This window comes from Ralstonia chuxiongensis (assembly GCF_024158925.1).
Lineage (GTDB): Bacteria > Pseudomonadota > Gammaproteobacteria > Burkholderiales > Burkholderiaceae > Ralstonia > Ralstonia chuxiongensis.
Genome location: NZ_JAMYWC010000001.1, coordinates 522,579 through 543,791, shown reverse-complemented (window position 1 = coordinate 543,791; position 21,213 = coordinate 522,579). Strand labels below are relative to the sequence as shown.

The following is a 21,213-nucleotide window of genomic DNA, read 5'->3' as shown; positions in this document are numbered from 1 at the left end:
CAAATAATCGGATGCGATGTTGCGCTTGTCAAGCAAATGCTCGGTGAAAGGGCAAAAGCACGCTACGATGCATGCCATATCGCCAAGGTTCTAGAGGAGGCGCTGCGTGTCCAAGCAGCAGGAAAAACGAGACCAGGCCGCGCGTGCGGCGTGGCTTTACTACGTGGGCAACCACACGCAACACGACATCGCCGAGCAGTTGGGCGTGTCGCGCCAGATCGCGCAGCGGCTGATCGCCTATGCGGTGGAGCACGGGCTGGTGAAGGTGCGCGTGACGCACCCGGTGTCAGCGTGTCTGGAGTTGGCGGAGAACCTGCGCAGCCGTTTCCGGCTGGAGACCTGCCATGTGGTGCCGGCCAGTGCCGACGATGCAGACGCTGCACAACGCATGATTGCCGTGGCCGCTGCAGAAATCATGGAGCGCCACCTGCTGGCCGACGCGCCGCGCGTGGTGAACGTCGGCTCGGGCCGCACGCTGCGCGCCGCGATCGACCAACTTCCGGATCTTGACCGGCCGCAGCATCGCATCGTCTCGATGGTCGGGGCGATTGCGGCGGATGGCTCGTCCAACCGCTACGACGTCGCGCTTGCCGCGGCGGAGAAAACCCGCAGCCGCTATTACCTGCTCCCTGCGCCGCTCGTTGCGGACAGCGCCGAAGACACCCGGCAGTGGTGCCAGCACCGGCTCTACGGCGTGGTGGCCGATTTGGCTGCGCAGGCGGATGTCACCTTCATTGGTGTCGGCACGATCGGGCCCGGTTGCGCATTGCAGGTCGACGGCTTCATCAGCGCGAAGGATGTGGAAGATCTGCTTGCCCATGGCGCGGCAGGCGAGTTGATCGGCCGGCCGATCGACGCCCAGGGGCGCTTGCTGGATGTGGCGCTGCAGAGCCGCATCACCAGCTTGCCGCTCAAGCCGATGCCATCTCGCCCCGTGATCGCCATTGCTGGCGGCGTGGCCAAGGCGGGCGCGATCGGGGCGGCGTTGCGAGGCGGCTGGCTGACCGGTCTTGTGACCGACGAAGCGTGCGCGCAGCGGATTCTGGCTGCAATGGACTGAACTCACCACACCGAGAACGTGATGCTCGAACTCCGCCCGACCTGCGAACACTGCAACACGGCGCTGCCGCCCGATGCGACCCACGCGCGCATCTGCTCATTCGAATGCACGTTCTGCGCGACCTGTGCAGACGGCGTGTTTGGCAATGTCTGCCCGAACTGCGGTGGCGGCTTTACGGCGCGGCCGATTCGCCCGTCGAAAGATTGGAGAAACGGCAACTTCCTGGGCAAGCACCCGGCCAGCACGACGGTCAAGCATCGTCGGGCCGACCTGGCAGCGCATGCCGAACTGGCGGCGGCTGTCGGATCAACGCCGCCGGAAAGGCGCTGACTGGAAAACGCGTGCGGGCTAACGCGGTACAGCCGGCGGCAACACTGGCGTGACTTTATATCCGCGCGCGGCCAGCAGCGCCGGAATCCCTTTCGGCCCGATCATGTGCAACGCGCCCACAGCAGCAAACACGCGTTGGCCGCTGTTGTGCACGCGCGCAATGTTGTTAGCCATGGCGCGGTTGCGGTTCGTCACCAGACGTTGGAAGGCGCGTTTATCCGTCGCGGTCTTCAGGCAATCGCACCACCGGGGGTAGTGCTCCAGCGTGCTGATGTCGCTGTCGGCCCAGGCGTTGGCGAGCGTGAGCGTCTGCGTGCGCGCCTCGCCCGATTCAATCGCGTCGAGCACGGTGTCGAATTGCTGCGCGACCTCGTTCTTCGGCACGATCTCGTTGAGCACGCGCACCTGCTGCGCCAGCGTTTCTAGCGGCACGATGGGCAAGTGCACGCTCTTGGCGTAGGTCGTCAGAAACAGGTCGATACCGAAATCGGGATAGAGCCCGTCCGTGCGCACCCCCAGCACCGCCAGCGAGGCCAACTGCATGGTCGGCTGGAATTTGCGGATCTGTGTGAGCGCCGTGTCGGGCAGGCACGCGGCAGAAAGCAGCTTGTTGAAGCGTTCACCGCGCCGGCCGGCCATGAGGCGGCGATCTTCTGCGCTGTTGTGCGTGGTGAGCGGTTTGCGGTCGGTGTCCTTGTCGAGCAGGTCGAGTTCGAGCGCGATGCTATCCACCTGTTGAAGCGCGCTGCGCACGGCGGGGCCGGGCAGCATCCAGTCGGCCCGCGCCACATGGATCGTCCCGTAGAGCCACGAGGTGTGACCGTTCTTTTCGATACGCCAGAGCAGGCCGTGGTCGGTCGCGCGTTGCGCGGCGGCGGCCCAGCCGTCCTTGGGGATGAAGCTGGAGGCCGGGGGCGGACAGTTCGTGGCCGGTGCCTGTGCCTGCGCGGGCGTTGCGTCTTGCGCCACAGCGGCGCCCGTGCCCGTCAGCAGAAAAAACGCGGCCGCCAGCGCGCGCCACGTGGTGCGATTGCGTGCCATTTGGCTGCTCCCCGAAATATTGTTGTGGTCGTCTGTGCAGTTTAGCGGGCGCAGACCATCGCGTCCCACGCGGCCATCGCGCAATCGACGGTCGCGATCAATGCTTCACGCGGGGCGCCGTCGCGCGCCTGGATCGACAGGCCGTTGAGCACGGTCGCGTAGTAACCGCCAAGTGCATCGGCGTTGGCCGTGGCAGGCACGTCGCCTTCGTCCATACCGCGGCGGATGCGCGTTCGGATGGCCTCGATGGTTTCCAACCGGATCGCGCGCAAGTCCTCCTGCACCTGCCGATTGGGGGCCGAACACAGCAGCGCGCCGAGCACCACCATGCAGCCGCGCGGCGCGTCGGGCTGGCTGAAGGCAAGGGCGTTGCTGCGCAAAAGCGCGTCGATGGATTCGCGCGCCGTGGCTGGTTCCGTCAGGGCGATGGCCGTGGTGCTGCCGGCCGTCTGCCGATACAGCGCAACGGCCTCGCGAAAGAGCGCTTCCTTCGAACCAAATGCCGCGTAGAAGCTCGGCGCGGTGATGCCGCCCATCGCCAGTTTGAGTTCGTCGAGCGTGGTGCCTTCGTAGCCGCGCGCCCAGAACACGGTCATGGCCTGGCGCAAGGCTTCGTCGCGATCAAAGGTGCGGGGGCGTCCGCGTGTCGCCATGATGAAGTCCTGAAATCCCTATTTCTGTACCGGTCAATATATTAATCCTTGACGCCGGTCGTGTCGCCTCGTTAATTTGTATACCGATCGATACAAAAATAAGAGGCTCCCTTGAATACGACGATTTCGCATCGCTCAGAGCACGCCGGGCGCTGGCTGGTGCTGGCGGCGGTTTGCATGGCGGGGCTGGTCCTGCCGCTGTCTTTCACCGGTGCGGCGGTAGCCACGCCGGCCATCGGACGCGCGCTGGGCGGCAGTGCCACGGCGCTCAACTGGGTGGTCAACGGCTTCATGCTGGCCTTCGGCAGTTGCTTGATGGTGGCAGGCGCGATGGCTGATTCGTATGGCCGCAAGCGCGTGTTCGCCTGTGGGATCGCGCTGTTCGTGCTGGCATCGATTGGCGTCGCGCTGGCGCCCAGCGTGAACGCCATCGGGTGGCTGCGCGCGCTGCAGGGCGTGGCGGCGGCGATGTCGCTGGCGGGTGGCTCGGCTGCGCTGGCACAGGAGTTTGACGGGCATGCGCGCATTCGCGCCTTCAGCCTGCTGGGGACGACCTTTGGCGTGGGTTTGGCCTTCGGGCCGTTGATTGCGGGTGCGCTGGTACAGACGCAGGGCTGGCGCGCCATCTTCGTGCTGTGCGCGGTGATGGGCGCGCTGGCTTTTGTGTTTGGTGTGCCGCGCATGCGGGAAACGCGCGATCCCGATGCGCGCGGCGTGGATTGGGCCGGCGCCGCAAGCTTTACGGCCACGCTTGTCCTGCTCACGTGGGCGCTGATGGAAGTGCCCGAGCGCGGCTGGGGCGACGGCGTGGTGCTGGCGTTGTTCACTGCGTCGGCGCTTGGGCTGGCCATGTTCGTCGCCATCGAGCAGCGCGTGGTCAGGCCGATGCTGGATCTGTCGCTCTTCCGCTTCCGTCGTTTTGTCGGCGTGCAGTTCTTGCCGCTCGCCACGGCGTGCTACGTGGCGATGCTGGTGCTGCTGCCCGCGCGCCTCATCGGCATCGAGGGGCAGGGCGAAACCGAGGCAGGCATCACGATGATTGCCTTGTCGCTCCCGTTGCTGGTGGTGCCGCTGCTGGCGGTGCAACTCGCGCATCGGTGGTCCGCTGCGGCGCTGACGTGTGGCGGGCTGCTGGTGGCGGCGATGGGCTTCTGGTGGCTGGGCGATGTCGCGCCAGGCCAGCCGGCCGCCGCGTGGTTTTTGCCGATGCTGCTCACGGGTTTCGGCACCGGTTTCGCGTGGGGGCTGATGGATGGTCTGTCGGTGAGCGTGGTGCCCAAGGAGCGCGCGGGTATGGCCACCGGCATCTTCAGCACCACGCGCGTGGCTGGCGAGGCGGTTACGCTGGCCGTGGTGGGCGCGGTGCTGACGGCGCTCATTGTTACGCAGGCCGGCGCGTCGGGCAGTGCGAATGTGGCGACCTGGATGGAGGCCGCACACCGCACCGCCATGGGCAACGTGCCCGCAGCGTTGGCGCTGCTGCCGGCCGGATCGGCGCCGACGCTCATCTCGGCCTACGTTGCCGCGTTCGCTCAGATTGCGCATGCGCTGGCCGTCGTATCCGTGGTGTCGGCGGCGGTGGTGTGGGGCCTGCTCGGCCGCACGCAGGCGGTGCCAGTGGCAGCGGTTTGACGATCAGAGGCGCTACGTGCTCAACTTCGGTGGCACGGCATGGGCGCCCCGCGTCTCGCGAAACCACAGCGCCAGGCTTTCGTCTTCCAGCGCGTAAGCGCCGCGTGACTCCTTCCAGATCAGGTTCTTGTCGCGCAGCGCGTCAAGCGCGGCTTGCACTGTGGCGGTGGAAAACTCGCTGTGGCCAAGCTTGGCCGCATACGCCTTCATCGAGTCTTCCGAGAAAGGCGAATAGCTTTGCCCGCGCTCGATCAGCACCGCCAGCACGGCGCGTTGGATTTCGGTCAGCGCGCTGTAATCGCTCTCGATCTCGCCCCAGATGCGATCGCGAAAACCCTGCGCGCCGCGCTTGAGCAACTCGCCCAGGCTGGCGGCTTCACCCAGCTCCAGGGCGATCTCGCTGACGATGCCCTTGAGCATCTCGGGCCGGTGGCCGACCAGCTGGAAGGCGGCAAACATGTCGTCTTCCTTGAACTGGTTGTTCGGCGCCAGGTGTTGATTGACCCACGCCGTGTACGCCGACACATACGGCCGCCCCAGCAGCGGGAAGTTCGTCACGCGCGAGCCGAAAAACGGCTGTGTGCGATTGAGCAGCAAGTTGGCAAGCTTGTCGCGGTTCGACCCCGTAAAGACGAGGAAGAGCCGGGGTTCGTCCACGCCCTGATTCATCTGGTCCCGCGCGGCCTTGAGCGCGAACATGGCGTTGGTGCCCGCCTCGGTGGACAGCGCGTGCTGCGCCTCATCGATGATCAGCACGACAGGCCGCTGCACCGCCTTGTAGAGCACATCCAGCGCGTCGGCCAGCGTGATGCCCGGCGGCAGCCCAATCTTGCCGAGGTTGAAGGTGAAGGTGCGCAGCACGTCCACCTTTTCCATGCCGGCCTGCTTGGCCAGCTTTGCGATCGGCCCGTCGAACTGGGCCAGCTTCGATTTGATGGCATCGGCGATGAGCAAGCCGGGGTCGCGGGCGCGGTCGGCCCATAAATCCACGTAGATGGCGATCCACTTGCGGCGCTCGACCTCGGGCACCAGGTCTTCGCGCAGGAACGTGCTTTTGCCTGTGCGCCGGGGCGCTGCCAGGAAGAGCCCGGAACGCGCGTCGGCCAGACCCTTGCCTTCCAGGCTGTCGCACAGCGTGTTGGCAAGGTCCTGGCGGTGGAAGTTGAAGCGGCCGGTGTCGCCGGAGTCGATTCGGGAATCCATGGAAAGCCCTGTTTTAGACCTGATTATGGAAGTCAGTATAAATTATAGTTGATCCAATAATTAAGGCTAATTCCGATCGAATTGCCAGTCGATCTCGGTCGATTTGCCTTTGCGCGGCACTGTGCCGCAGGCAGTTCGGGGAACTGTGTGCAGCGCTATACTCCGCACATTCTGACGTTGTCCATCCATGCTCCATCGCCGCTGGCTCTTCCTCGTCTGGCTTGCGATCGTACTGAACGTACTGTCGCCGGTGCTCGCTTCCGCTCGCGCGGCGGCCACGGGCACGCTTGCCGTCGAGCTGTGCAGCGCAACGGCACCGCATGGCAGCACCGTGCAGGTTGCCATCGATCTGCAAGGCGATGGCTCTGCCGACGATTCAGCCGCCCACCACAGCGTGGCGCACTGTCTGTATTGCCCGGGGTTTGCGGCCGGGCTGGCGCTGGCCTCGTTGCCGGCGCTGGATGTTCCTTCCGCCCATTTCGTCTATCGCGTGCGGCAGCCGGCCAGCCCGGCGCCCGTGTATGCGCGCAGTGCGCTGCGCGTGGCCGAGTCGCGCGCGCCTCCTGTGTCTCCGTCGTTGTCGATCTGACGCGCCTGCGGAGATGCACTCCGTGGCGCCTTTGCGTCTGGCCCTGCTTGGGGTCAACGCCATCGCAATCCGGAGATCTTTCCGATGTCATTCCACAAGCGCGCCGGGGCCGTCGCCCCTAAGCGCACGCTGGTGTGCCGTGCTGCGCTCGCGCTGAGCGCGGCGGCACCGCTGTCTGCTTTCGCCGCTGAAGACGCGGCCCCCGTGCCCGTGCCTGTCACGCAGGAACTCGCGCCCACCGTGGTGCGGGCCAACGCCAACCCCACGCCGTTCGCCCGCAATACGCCGGCGGTCGTGCAAAGCGTGACGGCCGATCAACTGGCCGACCGCAATGTCGTCACCACCGAAGACGCGGTCAAATACCAGCCCAACGTGATGGTGCGCCGCCGCTTCATCGGCGACCGCAACTCCATCTTCGCCGGCCGCGATTTCAACGAGATTCAAAGCGCACGCGGCCTGCTGTATGCCGACGGCATCCTGCTCTCGAACCTGCTGGGTTCGAGCTACAGCTACCCGCCGCGCTGGTCGATGGTCGGGCCGGACGACCTTGCACGCGTAGATATTTTGTATGGGCCATTCTCGGCGCTGCTGCCGGGCAATTCGATGGGGACGACCATCGCGATGACCTTGCGCCGCCCCGAAAAATTCGAGGCCGCCGCGCAGACGCAGGTGATGAGCCAGCATTACAACGATGCATATGGCTTTTCGCGCAACGTCACCGGAAACCACGAAAGCGCGTCGCTGGGTGACCGCATCGGCAAGTTCTGGTATGCGCTGTCGGTCGACCGGCTGGAGAACGACAGCCAGCCCATGCAATACGCCACGCCCAACTCCAGGTTCACGGCGGGCGGCACGCCGGTGCCGGTCACGGGTGCGCGGCAGGATCTTGGCCCCAACGGCCAGCCGCACGTGATTCTCGGGCCGCAGATGCTGGAGCGGACCCAGCAACTGCAAGAGACGCTGCGCCTGGGTTACGTCTTCAGCGACAACCTGGAGGCGTCGCTCACGCTGGGTCACTGGGAAAACCATTTCAACGATCAGGCGCTCAGCTTCCTGCGCGATGCCGCCGGCAACGTCGTCACGGGCGGCAATGTGCTGATCAACGGCACGCCTTACACGATCGCCCCGAACACCTTTGCCCCACAAAACGGCGATCAGGAAAATTGGCTCTACGGCCTGGGCGTGAAAGGCAAGATCGGTGGCTGGAAGATCGACACCAACGCGTCGGCCTACAACGTCTCGCGCGACATTCTGCGCGCGTCCAACACGGCGGCCGGCAATGGGCCCGGCACGGTGTTCTATGGCGACGGCACGGGCTGGTCCAACTTCGATATCAAGGCGACGTCGCCCGCGGTGTCCGGCCATACCTTCACGACCGGCTACCACTACGACCAATACCACCTGCGTAACCAGACCTTCAACGCGACCAACTGGTCAACGGAAACGCTGTCGACGCTCAAATCCAGCTACCAGGGCGACACGCAAACGCAGGCCGTCTTCCTGCAGGACGCGTGGGCGTTTGCACCGCGCTGGCTCGCCACGCTGGGCCTGCGCTACGAAAGCTGGCGCGCCTACAACGGCCAGCTCGGCAACGGCGCGAGCACGTTGGGCTACGCCAGCCGTACTGAAGACGCGTTCTCGCCCAAGGCGGCCATCCAATGGCAGGCCACGCAAGACACGCTGCTGCGCCTGTCGTACGGCCGTGCGGTGCGTTTTCCGACGGTGGCGGAGTTGTTCCAGGGCACGATCAGCGGCAACGCGATCGTCAACAACGATCCGAGTCTCAAGCCTGAACGCGCCAATGATTTCGACTTCACCGTCGAACAGGCCGTGCCCTACGGCGTGCTGCGTACCAGCCTGTTCCAGAGCGACGTGCGCGACAGCATCTACACGCAGACCAACATCACCGTCACGCCCAACGTGACGAACGTACAGAACGTGGACCGCGTGCGCACGCGAGGCATTGAACTGGCGTATTCGGGGCAAGACGTTCTGCAGGATGGGGGGGTGCGCGGTGTGGACGTTGAAGCCAACGTTGCCTTCACGCAATCGAAAACGCTGGCCGACGCCGCCAACCCAACCTACGTCGACAAGACCTGGCCGCGCATGCCGCGCGTGCGTGCAAACCTGTTTGCCAGCTGGCACGCCACGCAGGACTGGACGGTGGGCGCAGGCGTGCGCTATTCGGGGCGGCAATACGGCACGCTCGACAACACCGACGTGCTGCCGAACGTCTACGGTGGCACCAGCAGCTTCTTCACCGTGGACCTCAAGGCCAGCTACCGCATCGACAAGCACATCACGCTGGCGCTGGGCGTCGACAACCTGACCGACCGGCGGTACTTCGTGTACCACCCGTATCCGTCACGCACCTTATATGGACAACTGAAATGGCGTCTGTAATGCAGTCGATTCCTCGATTCCTTGCCGGTGCGCTGCTGGCTCTTGCGGCAACGGTGGCGCTCGCGCACGAAGGCCATGACCACGGCGCCATGGCAGGCAAGGCTGCCGCAAAACCGCAGCTTGCGACGACCGCGGCGTTCGACAAGGCAGGGCGCTTGTGGGTGACGTGGGCGGAAGGGCAGCACGTGGTGGTCGCCTCGTCCGACGATCTCGGCAAGACGCTTTCCAGGCCGCAGCGCGTGAACCCGCAACCCGAGCCGATCTACACCGACGGCGAGAACCGTCCGAAAATTATCGCCAGCCTGGACGGTGCGTTGTATGTGAGCTGGTCGCGCCCGCTCGATGCGCCGTACACGGGCTTCGTGCGTTTCTCGCGCTCGCTTGACGGCGGCAAGACGTGGAGTGCGCCGGTCACTGTCCACCACGACCGCCAGCCGATCACGCACCGCTTCGATTCGATTGCAGTCGACAGCGCCGGCCATATCTTCGTCACGTGGATCGACAAGCGCGACCTGCTGCGCGCGCAGGCAGCCAAACAGCCGTACGACGGCGCGGCGGTGTATTACACCGTTTCGACCGACCGCGGCGCCACCTTCGCACCCGAGCGCAAGGTCATCGACCAGACCTGCGAATGCTGCCGCATTGCGCTGGCGCCCGATGCCGATGGCCACATGCTCGCGCTGTGGCGCAACGTGTTTGCGGGGCAGATCCGCGACCATGCATTGGCGACATTACCGATCGATAACACGCCGCTTACCGTCACGCGTGCAACGTTCTCGGAATGGCGCGTCGATGCGTGTCCGCACCATGGCCCCGCATTGGCCGTCACGGCGGATGGCGTGCGGCACATGGCGTGGTTCTCGGTGCTGCAGGACAAGCCTGGCCTGTTCTACAGCCGGCTCTCGGCCGACGGCAAGCCGATCGGTGGCGCATGGTCCTTTGCCGGTTCGGCACAAGCAGGCGCGCAGGCATCGCACCCCGCGTTGCTCGCGGCGGACGGCGCACTGTGGCTGGTGTGGAAACAGTTTGCCGAAGACCGCATGCAGATCCTGCTGCGTAAATCTGCCGATGGCGGCGCGCACTGGACAGCGCCGGCCAGCGTTGCAAATACCGATGGCGGTAGCGATCACCCGCAACTGCTCGCGCACGATGGCCATGTCTACCTGTCGTGGCGCACGCAGGCCGAGGGCTACCGGCTGATTGATATCGGCAATGTCGCTCCGTCCAATCCCTCATTGGAGGCATCGGAATGAAGATTCGATGGAAATTGTTTGCGATGGGCGTGGCGCTGACCGCCGTCGCTTTTACGGCGCAAGCCGCCGGCGCGCTACAGTTTCAGCCGCTGCATGCCCGCGATGTGCCTGCGCTGCTGCAGACGCCGCACGCGCGCCCGCTCATCGTCGAAATCTGGTCATTGGAATGCAGCTACTGCCGCGAGAACATCGCCCGTATCGCGCAATGGCGGCGCACCGCCAAGCAAGATGTGGATGTGGTGATGGTGTCGATGGACGGCCCCGACCAGGCCGAGATGCTGAACCGCGCGCTGGCGCCGCTGGCCCGCGACAGGAAGATCGGCATTGCACGTGTGCCGCAATACGCTAATGCCGAAGACATGCCGGAGCGCTTGCGCGCCGCGCTCGACCCCGGCTGGCAGGGCGAGATGCCGCGCACGATCATCCTGCGTCCTGACGGCAAGCGTCACGCATCGAGCGGGTTGCTGACGCCGCAGGCGCTGGACACAGCGCTCAGGGATTAGTCAGAAATGACACGGACCCCCCTCGTTGTTGGGGTATGGCGGGGGGCGAGCACTTTTTATAATGGCCTCGCTTTGTGAATTCCGGCGCATTGCTCGTTCACAAAGCACACCCGACCATCTTTCGTCGTCAAAGGCTGAAGATGTTAAGCCCGCCCGCCCCCCGGCCCGCGGGCTTTTTCTTTGCCCGGTCGATACTGGATTTGTATTGAACGGGCCTGTGCTGCGGGGGGCGGATGATAACGCGCCCTCAGCGCGCTGTCGCGTGCGAAGAAGGGGGGTATTGCGCGGAGGGGCGCTCCGCATCATCGGATGCCGCACCCAGGCCCACCGCCACGGCAGCGAGCAAAAGTGCAACACCACGCGCGATGTAGAACACCGCCTGAGCACCCACCATTTCCGGCTTGGCAGAGGGGGTTTCAGCAAGATGGACGTGCCAGCCATTGCGCGTGGCCCGATCCCGATAAGGAAGCGGATCACGATACGCGCGTGGCGCGAGCGTGCGGTGCGTCGGATGAGGCTGCGTGTGCGGCATGGCGGTTCTCCTCACGCTCAAACGTGTGACCAGGCGCGCCAGAACAGCAGCGCTGTCATCGAAAAGCCGAAGGTGGAAATCAGCGCCCGCACAACCGCCACCGGCAAACGCTTGCCGACGTGCGCGCCCAGATAACCGCCCAGCGCGGCAGCCACCAGCATGACCAGCGTCTGTGGCCACCACACCATCTTCGCCAGGGAAAAACAGACCACGGCTACGAGGTTAGTCGCGCCCACGAGCAGCGTGCGCGAGGCGTTCAATGCTTTGATGTCGTCGTGGCCGAACAGTGCCCAGACGGCCATCATCATGATCCCCACCGCGCCGCCAAAATAGCCGCCATAGATGGCCAGCGCACCTTGCGCGACCAGCAATGTTGTCCGCCCGATCTGCATGCGCTGGCGCAGCCATACACCGGCCTGTTTGCCGAAGGTAAATGCGAGCGAGCCGATCAGCAGCAGCCACGGCACGATGAAATCGAACGCGCGGGACGACGTGTTCATCAACAGCAGCGCGCCGAGCAGCCCGCCCACAAGGCTGATCCCCACCATGGCGCGCATCGAGACCTGCCCGAACCCGCGATAGTCCGCGCGATACGCCCACGCCGATGTGGCCGCGCCGGGTAGCAGCGCCACCGTGCTCGACGCATTGGCAAAGACCGACGGCACACCCGCGAACATGAGCGCGGGCAGGGTGACAAACGAGCCGCCGCCCGCCAGCGCATTCATCATGCCGGCGAGCAGGCCCGCGCCAAAAAGCAGCAGCGTGGCGGATTCCATTGGGGGCGAATTTTGGGGTGTTCTGTTTCTGGGATGCCTCAGTTTCCGGCACTGGGAATTGCGCGGCAATCTGCGATACATTGACCCTGCCTCAGCGTGAAACTGAGGCTCACGCCAATTTTGAGATGCATCGTGCGCTTCGACCTGACCGACCTGCGACTCTTCCTCCATACCGCCGAAGCCGGCAGCATCACTGCGGGGGCTGAGCGTGCCCACCTGACATTGGCGTCGGCCAGCGCGCGCATCCGCGGCATGGAAGACACGCTGGGCGTGCCGCTGCTCACGCGCAACCGGCGCGGCGTGGAAACGACCGCCGCCGGCCGTACGCTCGTCCATCACGCCCGCGTTGTCCTGCAGCAGATGGATCGCATGCGTGGCGAGCTGGGCGAATACGCGCGTGGCCTCAAGGGCTACGTGCGGTTGCTTTCCAACACGGCAGCCATGACCGAGTTCTTGCCGGAAACGCTCAGCGCGTTCCTGGCCGCACATCCTGAAGTCGATATCGACCTGGAAGAGCTGGTCAGCCACGAGATTGTCGAAGCGATTGCGCAGGGCCGGGCAGACATCGGCATCGTCAACGACGCGGTCGATTTGTCGGGGCTGGAGACCTTTCCGTTCCGCCACGACCGCCTCGTGCTGGTGACCGCCCGCGATCACCCGCTGGCCGAGCGCCGGGAGCTGGCCTTCGTTGAAACCTTGCAGGAAGATTTTGTCGGCCTGACGGGCGACAACGCCTTGCAGGCGTATCTGGCCGGGCATGCCGCGCGCGCCGGCCATCGGCTCAAATACCGCGTGCGGCTGCGCAGCTTCGACGCCGTGTGCCGCATGGTGGAACGCAACGTGGGCGTGGGCGTCATTCCCGAGCATGCGGCAATCCGTCTGCAGCGTTCCATGGGCATCCGCCGTGTCCGCCTGACCGACGCCTGGGCGACGCGCCTGCTGCGCATCTGCGTGCGCCATTTCGATGATCTGCCCGTCTTCGCACGCCAGTTGATCGAGCATTTGCGCGAGGCCTGAGGGCGTTGCGCGTCCGTCATTTGGCGGAGGGATGCTGTTTGAACTCGCGCGGGTGTAAACGCGTCGGTACACTGCAAGCAGTTGCGGGCCGCACAGCGCCACAGACGTGCGGCGGCGCACCAACCCCTCCGCTCATGGAGCACATCATGGCGTCTGCCGGTGTTCCCCCTGGTGTTCCGCCGATTGGCCTGCTGCACGCGGCGCGTGCGTTGCGCATCTATCGGCGCCACGAGATCAATGCGCTGGCGTGGATCGCGCTGGGCGTGTGCCTGCGCACTCCGGCGCCCATGGCGGCCATCAGCGTTGCGTTGCTCATCGTATGCGCGTGGTCGCTCACGCGGCACATCCAGTATCTGAAGCCCCTATATGAACTGCCGGTGTTCAGCCGCCTGCTGGCACACAGCGGCATGGCGTTCGCGGCTATCAATGCGGCGCTGTTGGCGGTCGAACTGGCCACGGGTGCCGGACGCGGCGCATGGTTCGACGCCGACGGCTGGCTTGCGCCCGCCTGGCCGCAGATCCTGCCGGACATGGCCGGCACGATTGAGCTGATGCTGGTCAGCGCCCAGTGGATCGTCGTGTTGGGTGTCGTGGTTGCCGCAACGGCCTGGGCGTGGCTAAGCCTGGGTGGCGGCCGTTCGCTGCGCTTCCCGCCGCGCTCGCAATGAGCGCACGGCTCGGGAGAATCCGGGCTGGTCTGGCGGAAGAATTCCTCCTATAAGTGGCGATGTCGGTTGCAGGTGCGTTTCCGTAGCGCCCGGACGAGGCGCGTGCAGTTAGAGCGTGCACAACACGCTCCGAACCCCAGGAGACAGGCATGACATCGCTGGACGCTTTCCTGCGGTGCCGCGACTTTCTGCTCGCGCACCGTGAGGATTACGACACCGCCGTGCGCGATTTTGCGTGGCCCGAGTTGGACCGCTTCAACTGGGCGCTGGATTATTTCGACACCATGGCGCGGGGCAACGACGGTATCGCGCTCTGGGTGGTCGACGATCAGGGCAACGAGACGCGGCTGTCGTTCGCGCAGATGGCCGAGCGCTCGGCGCGCGTGGCCAACCACTTGCGGGCGCTTGGTGTGCAGCGCGGCGATCGCATCCTGCTCATGCTCGGCAACGTGCCCGGGCTCTGGGACGTGATGCTCGCCAGCATCAAGATCGGCGCGGTGATCATCCCGGCCACGACACTGCTCACCGCCGAAGACCTGCGTGAGCGCATTGCCATGGGTGAGGTGAGCCACGTGGTGGCGGGCGCGGTGGATTGCGCCAAGCTCGACGTCGTATCTGGCACGTTCACACGCATTGCGGTCGGGGCGGACAAGGCGCCGCCCGGCTGGCACCGCTTTGAAGATGCCTACGATGCATCCGCCGAATTCACGCCCGATGCACCAACGCAGGCCAACGATCCGTTGCTGCTGTATTTCACTTCCGGTACTACGTCCAAACCCAAACTCGTGATGCATACGCATGCGAGCTATCCGGTCGGGCATCTGTCCACTCTGTACTGGATCGGCCTGCGTCCGGGTGATGTGCACTGGAACATCAGTTCGCCAGGCTGGGCCAAGCACGCGTGGAGCTGCTTTTTCGCGCCGTGGAATGCCGGCGCAACCGTTTTCATCTACAACTACGCGCGCTTCGAGCCCAAGGCGGCGCTCGATGTGCTCTGCCGCGCCAAGGTGACGACGCTGTGCGCACCGCCCACGGTGTGGCGCATGCTGATCCAGGAAGACTTGGCCGCATGGAATCCCGCGTTGCGCGAACTCGTGGGCGCGGGCGAGCCGCTCAATCCAGAGGTGATCGAACGTGTGCGCGCCGCCTGGGGCATCACCATTCGCGACGGCTACGGCCAGACCGAAACCACCTGCCAGATCGGCAACAGCCCCGGGCAACCGGTCAAGGCGGGCTCGATGGGCCGGCCGCTGCCGGGCTACCGCATCACGCTGCGCGACCCCGACGGGCACGAGGCGGAAGAGGGCGAGATCTGCATCGAATTGAATTCACGCCCGACCGGCCTGATGGAGGGCTACGCCGGAAACCCCGACAAAACCGCCGAGGCCATGCGCGGCGGCGTGTATCACACCTCCGACATTGCCGCGCGCGATGCCAGCGGCTACCTGACCTACGTCGGCCGCGCCGATGACGTGTTCAAGGCATCGGATTACCGTGTCAGCCCATTCGAGCTGGAGAGCGTGCTGATCGAACACCCGGCAATCGCCGAGGCCGCCGTTGTGCCAAGTCCCGACCCGTTGCGCCTGGCCGTGCCGAAAGCGTTTCTGGTCCTGCGTGCGGGGCACGAAGCCGGCCCGGAACTGGCGCGCGACATCCTCGGGTTTTGCCGTAGCCGATTGGCTTCCTACAAGCGCGTGCGCCGCATCGAATTTGCCGATCTGCCCAAAACCATCTCGGGCAAGATCCGTCGCGTCGAACTGCGCATGCGCGAAGCCGCGCGCAGCGAAAGCGCCGCGGGCGTACGCAACCTGCAGGAATATTGGGAAGAGGATTTCCCGGCCGATTGATTTGCGTGGTTTGCTTGGCACCCACGGAACGTGCGGCCCCCCGACCGCACGTTCCGCCGCGCCAGCGCTGACGGATATCAGCGCGACGAGCGTGGGACCAGGCGCAGTTGACGCGCGCGATCCAGATCGTAGGCCGGTACGCCACCGTGCGGCAGCGATGCGCGTGAAGCGGCCAGGTCGCGGCCGCGCACGATGACCGGGGCGAGCGAGCCTGCCCGGATCAGGTCCGAGGCAGCCAGTTCGATCCAGTCGCGGTAATTGCGATAAACCTCTTCGGCCGTGATTTTCTGATGTGCGCAATCGCAGAGCGACAGCGCTTCAGACGTGACGAAACAACTCACGACCTTGCCGTCGACAATGGCTTGGAAGAACAGGTCGCCTACGGACCTGAAGGTCTTGCCAGTGAATGAAATGTTCATGATGCTCCCCCATTGATCAGGCGTGCCGTTTGAGCGGCGTGCCCCACATGCCGCTTTCGCGGCGCAATGATCACATGCAGGAGCGTGTTTCCGAATGGAGGGATGACGATGCTCCAGATGTTGAATCCATCCGGATGCGATTGACCCAGTGAAGCGGGTCGGACTATCCCTCGGTGCCGTTCTACGGTCTGTCAATTCGGTGGTTGACTGCGGGTTCGCTCTCGCGCTGCGACCTTCCCCGTACAAAATTCCGTTATGTTTTTTTGGTTACCACAATTGGTGCATCAGCCCGACACCGACGGTAATCGAGATGGCCAGAACCCAAAGCAAAACGGTGGAGGCGCGCGTGGCCGGAAGGCGTGTTTGAAAAAGGCGCCGACGCGTAGGAATTACCTGCCAATTAGCAGGGTGTCGTTCCCACCCCAGGCGAGCACTCAAGCTCGCTGTTCCCCGTTTGATTGTTCCCATGGCCCGCTCCCGAAAGCTCGCCGCTGCCGCGTATTTAGTTTTATTTAAATCTACTATTCTTCGGTTGCATTCTAGAACACTCTCTGCAGACCGCTAGCGACCCTTGGCATGATTCTTATCCTCCATTTGGCTCATAAACGGGAGGTTTAGGACATATTGGGGGTTCAAATATGAAGCGATTTTCATCACCTGCCAAGATGATTAATCGATGCGCAAACGCTTACGTTTGAAACGCACGCCGATCGTGCCTCGCAACCTGCCTGCAAGGTACCGCCGATACAGTCATGCGCGTCCGGGTCCCATGTTGTAGGACTGCACAGCAACAGGCGCCCCAGCGTAAAACAACGAAATGCCACGCGCGCTGCGGTACAGTGCCGCCGGGCTGGCTAGGCATCAGAAAACGAGCAGGACATCGACATGACGCAAGTAAGACGCGCCCAGAACAACAGGGCGTTCGCAGGGTTCGGGCGAGGGGCGAGCGCCGCTTTGGTGGCATTGGCAGCGTTGGTGGCAACGGCCGCCGCGCACGCTGCCGCGCCGAGCCTGGCAACGCGCCGTGCTGCCGTGGAATCCACACTCGCGAATGCCGGCAGTTGTCAGCGTCTGGGCGATTACTACTGGGAAATCGGTGACGCCCATGGCGAACTGATGCACGGGCAGCGGGGCCAGCGGATCGGCCCGAACAAGACGGTGCGGCTGGCATCGGCATCCAAATGGGTGTTTGGCGCCTACGTGGTGGAGCGTGCGCAAGGCAAGCCCACACCTGCCGAAATCGACGCGCTCACCATGCGCTCCGGCTACGACGGACTCAATCCTTTGCTGTGCAACCGCAACGACACCGTGCAAAGCTGCTTTGGGCGCGGTCGCAACGCCACCTTCACGCCGGGCCACGTCGGCCGTTTCAGTTACAACGGCGGCCATGATCAGAAGCTGCTGATGGATCTCGGTCTGGGCCGGGCCGACGCCGAGGCGCTCAACAACGACCTCGACCGCCAGCTTGCCAATGCGCCGGGCCTGCGCGATGCCGGCCGGCCGCTCGGCATCCGCTACCTCGCACCCGAGCCGGCGGGCGGAATGATCGCCACGCCGGCGGCTTATGGCCAGTTCCTGCGTCGCCTCATTCGCGGCGAATACCAGCTCGGCAAGATGCTCGGCCAGCATGCCGTTTGCACCGAGCCGGGCACGTGCTCGACCGCTGTCAGCACCCCGGCCGCACTGCCGTGGCATTACGCGCTCAACTACTGGATCGAGGACCAGCCCGGCGGCGACGGTGCGTTCAGCTCTGCCGGCGCATTCGGTTTCTATCCGTGGATCACCGCTGACAAGCGCCATTACGGCATGCTCGTGCGCGAAACCCTGGCCCCCCGGGCCTATGTGCGCAGCGCGGCATGCGGCGCACTGATCCGCCGTGCCTTTGCCGAGGGCAAGCCGCAGCATGCAGCAGCAGAAGGTGCCAGCAGCCCCGATTTCACCGACTGACGAACGCTGTAGATCAAGCGGGCAAGCCATCGCCTAACGTGGTTGGAGGTGGCGCCGCATCCTGTCGGCACCTTCCGTACCTCGGCACGCCGGTTGCGACGCACAGGCCACCTACCTACATGGAGATGGCCCATGGTCCGGCACCCCCTGCGCGGCAGCGAGCGCACCATTCCTGAAGACGCGCGCATCCTTGGCGATGCGCATCCGGCAGAGCAGATCCGGGCGCTCGTGCAATTGCGCCGCCCTAACGAGGCTGAGCTCGATGCGCGGCTGTCCGGATTTGTCCACGCGCATGGCGCCGGAACGCCACCGCCCACCCCCCTGAGCCGCGAAGAGTGGGCCGCCCAGTTTGGCGCCGCCACGGACGACATCGATGCCGTTCGCACGTTTGCCCGCGAACATGGCCTGCAAGTGGCCGAAGTGAACGTGGCCGCCGCTACCGTCATGCTCGAAGGCTCCGTCGAACAGTTCTGCCGGGCGTTCGATACGCACCTGCACCGCGTGGAACATGGTGGCAGCGAATATCGCGGACGTTCCGGCCCGCTGCGATTGCCGGACGCATTGCAGGACGTGGTGGTCGCCGTGTTGGGGCTCGACTCGCGCCCACAGGCGGCGCCGCACTTTCGCTTTGTGCCGTTGCCCACCGGATCGGTCGAGCCGGGAGGCATCCGGCCCGCGCGTGCGGCGCCCACCGCGGCGTACACGCCGGTGCAACTCGCGCAGCTCTACGGCTTTCCGCAGGGCGACGGCGCAGGCCAGTGCATTGCGTTTGTTGAGCTTGGCGGTGGCTATCGGGAAGACGATCTGCGTGCGTACTTCCAGGAGGTGGGCGTGCCGATGCCGACAGTGACGGCCATACCGGTCGGGCAGGGCGCCAACCGCCCAACGGGCGACCCGAGCGGGCCCGACGGCGAAGTCATGCTCGACCTGGAAGTGGCAGGCGCCGCAGCGCCGGGCGCCACGCTGGCTGTGTACTTCACCGTCAATACCGACGCCGGTTTCGTGCAAGCCATCAACGCCGCCATCCATGACACCAAGCTGCGGCCCTCGGTGGTTTCCATCAGTTGGGGCGCGCCCGAAAGGGCTTGGACGCCGCAGGCCATGCAGGCCGTCAACGCCGCGTTGCAGAGCGCCGCAACGATGGGCGTGACGGTGTGTGCGGCCTCGGGCGACAGCGGCTCCAGCGATGGCCAGCCTGATCGTGTGGATCACGTCGACTTTCCGGCCTCCAGTCCGTACGCGCTCGCATGTGGCGGCACCAGCGTGCGTGCCAGCGGAAACCGCATCGCAGAGGAAACCGTCTGGAACGATGGCGCACGAGGCGGCGCGGGCGGCGGCGGGGTGAGCACGGTTTTCGCGTTGCCGAGTTGGCAGCAGGGCCTGGCCGCGCAGCAGACCGGCGGCGAGAGTGTGCCGCTGGCGCGGCGCGGCGTGCCGGATGTCTCGGCCGATGCCGACCCACTGACCGGCTATGTCGTCCGCGTGGATGGCGAGTCCGGCGTGGTGGGCGGCACCAGCGCCGCGGCACCGTTGTGGGCCGCGCTCATCGCGCGCATCAACGCCATCAAGGGGCGGCCGGTGGGTTATCTGCATGCGCGGCTGTATCAGAACCCCGCCGCGTTCAACGACATCAAGCAGGGCAACAACGGCACCTTTGCCGCCGCGCTTGGTTGGGACGCCTGCACAGGCCTGGGCAGCCCCAAGGGCGACGCGATCGCGAATCTTTTCTAGCAGCGAGGCACGCATGACCACCACTGACCAGCCGTTCTTCGACCCCACCGCTTACGGCAACGGCCCCGACGACAGCGTGACCGACACCAGCGAGGGCATGGCGATCACGCACCACACCGTGCGCATCGGCGGACGCGACATCGCCTACACCGCGCATGCCGGCCACCTCGTCACGGTAGACCCGAGCAGCTCGCAGCCCGTGGCCAAGATGTTCCACGTGGCCTTTGTGGCGGACACGCCAGCGGGTGGCGCGCAGGCGCGGCCGGTGACGTTCTTCTATAACGGGGGGCCGGGGTCGTCGGCGGTGTTTGTGCTGCTGGGGTCGTTTGCACCGCGCCGTATCGTGACGTCGATGCCGTCGTTCACGCCGCCCGCGCCGTATCGCATGGAAGACAACCCCGACAGCCTGCTCGATCGCTCCGACCTTGTTTTCATCAACCCGGTCGGCACCGGCTATTCGACGGCCATTGCGCCCAAGCGCAACCTCGATTTCTGGGGCGTTGACCAGGACGCACGCAGCATCGCGCAGTTCATCAAGCGCTGGCTGACGGCCAATGATCGATGGAATTCGCCCAAGTTTCTGTTTGGCGAGTCTTACGGCACGGCGCGTTCCTGCGTGCTCTCGTATGTGCTGCATGAAGACGGGGTCGACTTGAACGGCATCACGCTGCAGTCGTCTATCCTCGACTACACGCAGGCGGGCAACCCGGTCGGGCTCTTGCCGACGTGTGCCGCAGATGCGTGGTTCCATAAGCGTGCAGCCTCACCCAAAGGCGGCCCGCTGCCCGCAGACGTGGGCGACTTTGCAGAAGCTGCTGCCGTATTTGCCAGCACCGATTACGAAAAAGCGCTCGCCAAACCCACGCATGCCGATCCGGCCGTGCTGAAAACGTTGTCTGCCTACATCGGCATCGATGCGGCGACGTTGCAAGGCTGGCGGCTGGATGTGGCAGCGTCTGACGGTGCCGGTACGTCGCTGTTCCTGACCACGCTGCTGGCGGACAAGGGCTTGTCGCTGGGTGCGTACGACGGTCGCGTCACGGGTATCCACACCGGCATTGCGGCCAGCGTTGATCCGAACTCCGGCGGCAATGATCCGACCATGACGGCGGTGTCCGGCGTCTACACCGCCATGTGGAATACCTACCTGAACGACGACCTGAAGTTCACGTCCAACTCCGCCTTTACAGACTTGAACGATCAGGCCTTCCGCCATTGGGACTTCCGCCACACCGACCCGACCGGCGCGCAGAAGGGGCTTGATGCCAACGGCAACGTCGCGCTTTACACCGCCGGCGACCTTGCCGCCACGATGAGCTTGAACGTGGATCTGAAAGTGTTCTCTGCCAACGGCTATTACGACTTCGTCACGCCGTTCTACCAGACCATGCTGGACCTGAAGGCGATGCCGTTGCTGGATGCGGGTGTGCGCAAGAACCTCTCGGCGGGGTTCTATCCGTCGGGGCACATGGTGTATCTGGACGGTGGTTCGCGCACGGCATTGAAGGCCGATCTGGCACGCCTTTACGACGCCGCCACGACCGACCATCAGGCCGTCGCGCGCATCCGCATGCTGCAGGCACGCAAGGCTTAAGCGGCGGGCATGCCG

Annotated in this window: 18 protein-coding genes and 1 pseudogene; 13 read left to right on the top strand and 6 right to left on the bottom strand. The window is 65.0% G+C overall.

The annotated features are described in order from the left end of the window. The first annotated feature begins 106 nt into the window (after window positions 1-106). Window positions 107-1,060, top strand: coding sequence for a sugar-binding transcriptional regulator (locus NKG59_RS02275; protein ID WP_253534829.1), 954 nt, complete (start codon window positions 107-109; stop codon window positions 1,058-1,060). A 21-nt stretch (window positions 1,061-1,081) separates the two neighbouring features. Beyond that, a complete protein-coding gene (locus NKG59_RS02270; RefSeq protein ID WP_253534827.1) occupies window positions 1,082-1,390 on the top strand; it encodes a DUF1272 domain-containing protein in 309 nt (102 codons plus the stop codon). An 18-nt stretch (window positions 1,391-1,408) separates the two neighbouring features. Here the strand turns inward: NKG59_RS02270 and NKG59_RS02265 are convergent, their stop codons facing one another. Both NKG59_RS02265 and NKG59_RS02260 read right to left on the bottom strand, forming a co-directional pair. Continuing rightward, window positions 1,409-2,431, bottom strand: coding sequence for a TraB/GumN family protein (locus NKG59_RS02265; protein WP_253534825.1), 1,023 nt, complete (start codon window positions 2,429-2,431; stop codon window positions 1,409-1,411). A gap of 41 nt (window positions 2,432-2,472) precedes the next feature. Next, window positions 2,473-3,084, bottom strand: a complete 612-nt coding sequence (locus NKG59_RS02260; protein ID WP_024978526.1) for a TetR/AcrR family transcriptional regulator — start codon at window positions 3,082-3,084, stop codon at window positions 2,473-2,475. A 177-nt stretch (window positions 3,085-3,261) separates the two neighbouring features. On the opposite strand from NKG59_RS02260, the gene NKG59_RS02255 reads away from it, so the two are divergent. Further along, entirely contained in the window at window positions 3,262-4,716 is a 1,455-nt protein-coding gene (locus NKG59_RS02255; RefSeq protein WP_420804018.1) for an MFS transporter, read from the top strand. 12 nt (window positions 4,717-4,728) lie between these two features. Here NKG59_RS02255 and NKG59_RS02250 read toward each other — a convergent pair whose 3' ends face one another. Next, window positions 4,729-5,907, bottom strand: coding sequence for an ATP-binding protein (locus NKG59_RS02250; RefSeq protein WP_420804017.1), 1,179 nt, complete (start codon window positions 5,905-5,907; stop codon window positions 4,729-4,731). Window positions 5,908-6,106: 199 nt separating this feature from the next. Here NKG59_RS02250 and NKG59_RS02245 point away from each other — a divergent pair, with 199 nt between their 5' ends. From NKG59_RS02245 to NKG59_RS02230, 4 genes are all read left to right on the top strand, one after another. After that, entirely contained in the window at window positions 6,107-6,508 is a 402-nt protein-coding gene (locus NKG59_RS02245) for a DUF2946 domain-containing protein (protein ID WP_253534819.1), read from the top strand. An 84-nt stretch (window positions 6,509-6,592) separates the two neighbouring features. Further along, a complete protein-coding gene (locus NKG59_RS02240) occupies window positions 6,593-8,911 on the top strand; it encodes a TonB-dependent receptor (RefSeq protein ID WP_253534817.1) in 2,319 nt (772 codons plus the stop codon). Next, window positions 8,911-10,164 carry a sialidase family protein gene (locus NKG59_RS02235; protein WP_253535670.1) on the top strand — a complete coding sequence of 418 codons (1,254 nt, stop codon included), beginning with the start codon at window positions 8,911-8,913 and terminating at the stop codon, window positions 10,162-10,164. Before NKG59_RS02240 ends, NKG59_RS02235 begins: the two co-directional genes overlap by 1 nt. Beyond that, the gene (locus tag NKG59_RS02230) at window positions 10,161-10,667 is read left to right on the top strand and encodes a TlpA family protein disulfide reductase (RefSeq protein ID WP_253534815.1); all 507 of its coding nucleotides are present in this window, start codon (window positions 10,161-10,163) and stop codon (window positions 10,665-10,667) included. Before NKG59_RS02235 ends, NKG59_RS02230 begins: the two co-directional genes overlap by 4 nt. Window positions 10,668-10,914: 247 nt before the next feature. On the opposite strand, the gene NKG59_RS02225 is transcribed toward NKG59_RS02230, so the two are convergent. Next, complete coding sequence (locus NKG59_RS02225) at window positions 10,915-11,199, bottom strand: hypothetical protein (RefSeq protein ID WP_253534812.1); 285 nt, start codon at window positions 11,197-11,199, stop codon at window positions 10,915-10,917. Window positions 11,200-11,216: 17 nt separating this feature from the next. Beyond that, window positions 11,217-11,975, bottom strand: coding sequence for a sulfite exporter TauE/SafE family protein (locus NKG59_RS02220; RefSeq protein ID WP_253534810.1), 759 nt, complete (start codon window positions 11,973-11,975; stop codon window positions 11,217-11,219). A 132-nt stretch (window positions 11,976-12,107) separates the two neighbouring features. Here NKG59_RS02220 and NKG59_RS02215 point away from each other — a divergent pair, with 132 nt between their 5' ends. The 3 genes from NKG59_RS02215 (at window position 12,108) to NKG59_RS02205 (ending at window position 15,507) form a co-directional block, all read left to right on the top strand. Continuing rightward, window positions 12,108-12,992 carry a LysR substrate-binding domain-containing protein gene (locus NKG59_RS02215; protein ID WP_039375943.1) on the top strand — a complete coding sequence of 295 codons (885 nt, stop codon included), beginning with the start codon at window positions 12,108-12,110 and terminating at the stop codon, window positions 12,990-12,992. A 146-nt stretch (window positions 12,993-13,138) separates the two neighbouring features. Beyond that, window positions 13,139-13,660: a hypothetical protein gene (locus NKG59_RS02210; protein ID WP_024978536.1), complete on the top strand. Its 522-nt coding sequence runs from the start codon at window positions 13,139-13,141 to the stop codon at window positions 13,658-13,660. A 149-nt stretch (window positions 13,661-13,809) separates the two neighbouring features. Then, complete coding sequence (locus tag NKG59_RS02205; protein WP_253534807.1) at window positions 13,810-15,507, top strand: AMP-binding protein; 1,698 nt, start codon at window positions 13,810-13,812, stop codon at window positions 15,505-15,507. A gap of 77 nt (window positions 15,508-15,584) precedes the next feature. Here NKG59_RS02205 and NKG59_RS02200 read toward each other — a convergent pair whose 3' ends face one another. Then, window positions 15,585-15,926: a DUF1488 family protein gene (locus tag NKG59_RS02200; protein ID WP_004627574.1), complete on the bottom strand. Its 342-nt coding sequence runs from the start codon at window positions 15,924-15,926 to the stop codon at window positions 15,585-15,587. Between the two features lie 885 nt (window positions 15,927-16,811). On the opposite strand from NKG59_RS02200, the gene NKG59_RS02195 reads away from it, so the two are divergent. The 3 genes and pseudogenes from NKG59_RS02195 (at window position 16,812) to NKG59_RS02185 (ending at window position 21,198) form a co-directional block, all read left to right on the top strand. Continuing rightward, window positions 16,812-17,873: a serine hydrolase family protein gene (locus NKG59_RS02195; protein WP_253534805.1), complete on the top strand. Its 1,062-nt coding sequence runs from the start codon at window positions 16,812-16,814 to the stop codon at window positions 17,871-17,873. Window positions 17,874-18,005: 132 nt separating this feature from the next. Continuing rightward, window positions 18,006-19,418: pseudogene (locus NKG59_RS02190) on the top strand (S53 family peptidase); the annotation flags it as partial. Window positions 19,419-19,464: 46 nt separating this feature from the next. Beyond that, on the top strand, window positions 19,465-21,198 hold the full coding sequence (locus NKG59_RS02185) for a S10 family peptidase (protein ID WP_420804010.1): 1,734 nt from the start codon (window positions 19,465-19,467) through the stop codon (window positions 21,196-21,198). Window positions 21,199-21,213 lie beyond the last annotated feature (15 nt).

Coding starts and splice junctions, on each gene's coding strand:
- NKG59_RS02230 (WP_253534815.1), top strand. CDS start 10,161: ATGAAGATTCGATGGAAATTGTTTGCGATGGGCGTGGCGCTGACCGCC.
- NKG59_RS02200 (WP_004627574.1), bottom strand. CDS start 15,926: ATGAACATTTCATTCACTGGCAAGACCTTCAGGTCCGTAGGCGACCTG.
- NKG59_RS02265 (WP_253534825.1), bottom strand. CDS start 2,431: ATGGCACGCAATCGCACCACGTGGCGCGCGCTGGCGGCCGCGTTTTTT.
- NKG59_RS02195 (WP_253534805.1), top strand. CDS start 16,812: ATGACGCAAGTAAGACGCGCCCAGAACAACAGGGCGTTCGCAGGGTTC.
- NKG59_RS02235 (WP_253535670.1), top strand. CDS start 8,911: ATGCAGTCGATTCCTCGATTCCTTGCCGGTGCGCTGCTGGCTCTTGCG.
- NKG59_RS02270 (WP_253534827.1), top strand. CDS start 1,082: ATGCTCGAACTCCGCCCGACCTGCGAACACTGCAACACGGCGCTGCCG.
- NKG59_RS02220 (WP_253534810.1), bottom strand. CDS start 11,975: ATGGAATCCGCCACGCTGCTGCTTTTTGGCGCGGGCCTGCTCGCCGGC.
- NKG59_RS02255 (WP_420804018.1), top strand. CDS start 3,262: ATGGCGGGGCTGGTCCTGCCGCTGTCTTTCACCGGTGCGGCGGTAGCC.
- NKG59_RS02210 (WP_024978536.1), top strand. CDS start 13,139: ATGGCGTCTGCCGGTGTTCCCCCTGGTGTTCCGCCGATTGGCCTGCTG.
- NKG59_RS02245 (WP_253534819.1), top strand. CDS start 6,107: ATGCTCCATCGCCGCTGGCTCTTCCTCGTCTGGCTTGCGATCGTACTG.
- NKG59_RS02240 (WP_253534817.1), top strand. CDS start 6,593: ATGTCATTCCACAAGCGCGCCGGGGCCGTCGCCCCTAAGCGCACGCTG.
- NKG59_RS02260 (WP_024978526.1), bottom strand. CDS start 3,084: ATGGCGACACGCGGACGCCCCCGCACCTTTGATCGCGACGAAGCCTTG.
- NKG59_RS02205 (WP_253534807.1), top strand. CDS start 13,810: ATGACATCGCTGGACGCTTTCCTGCGGTGCCGCGACTTTCTGCTCGCG.
- NKG59_RS02225 (WP_253534812.1), bottom strand. CDS start 11,199: ATGCCGCACACGCAGCCTCATCCGACGCACCGCACGCTCGCGCCACGC.
- NKG59_RS02185 (WP_420804010.1), top strand. CDS start 19,465: ATGCGCGGCTGTATCAGAACCCCGCCGCGTTCAACGACATCAAGCAGG.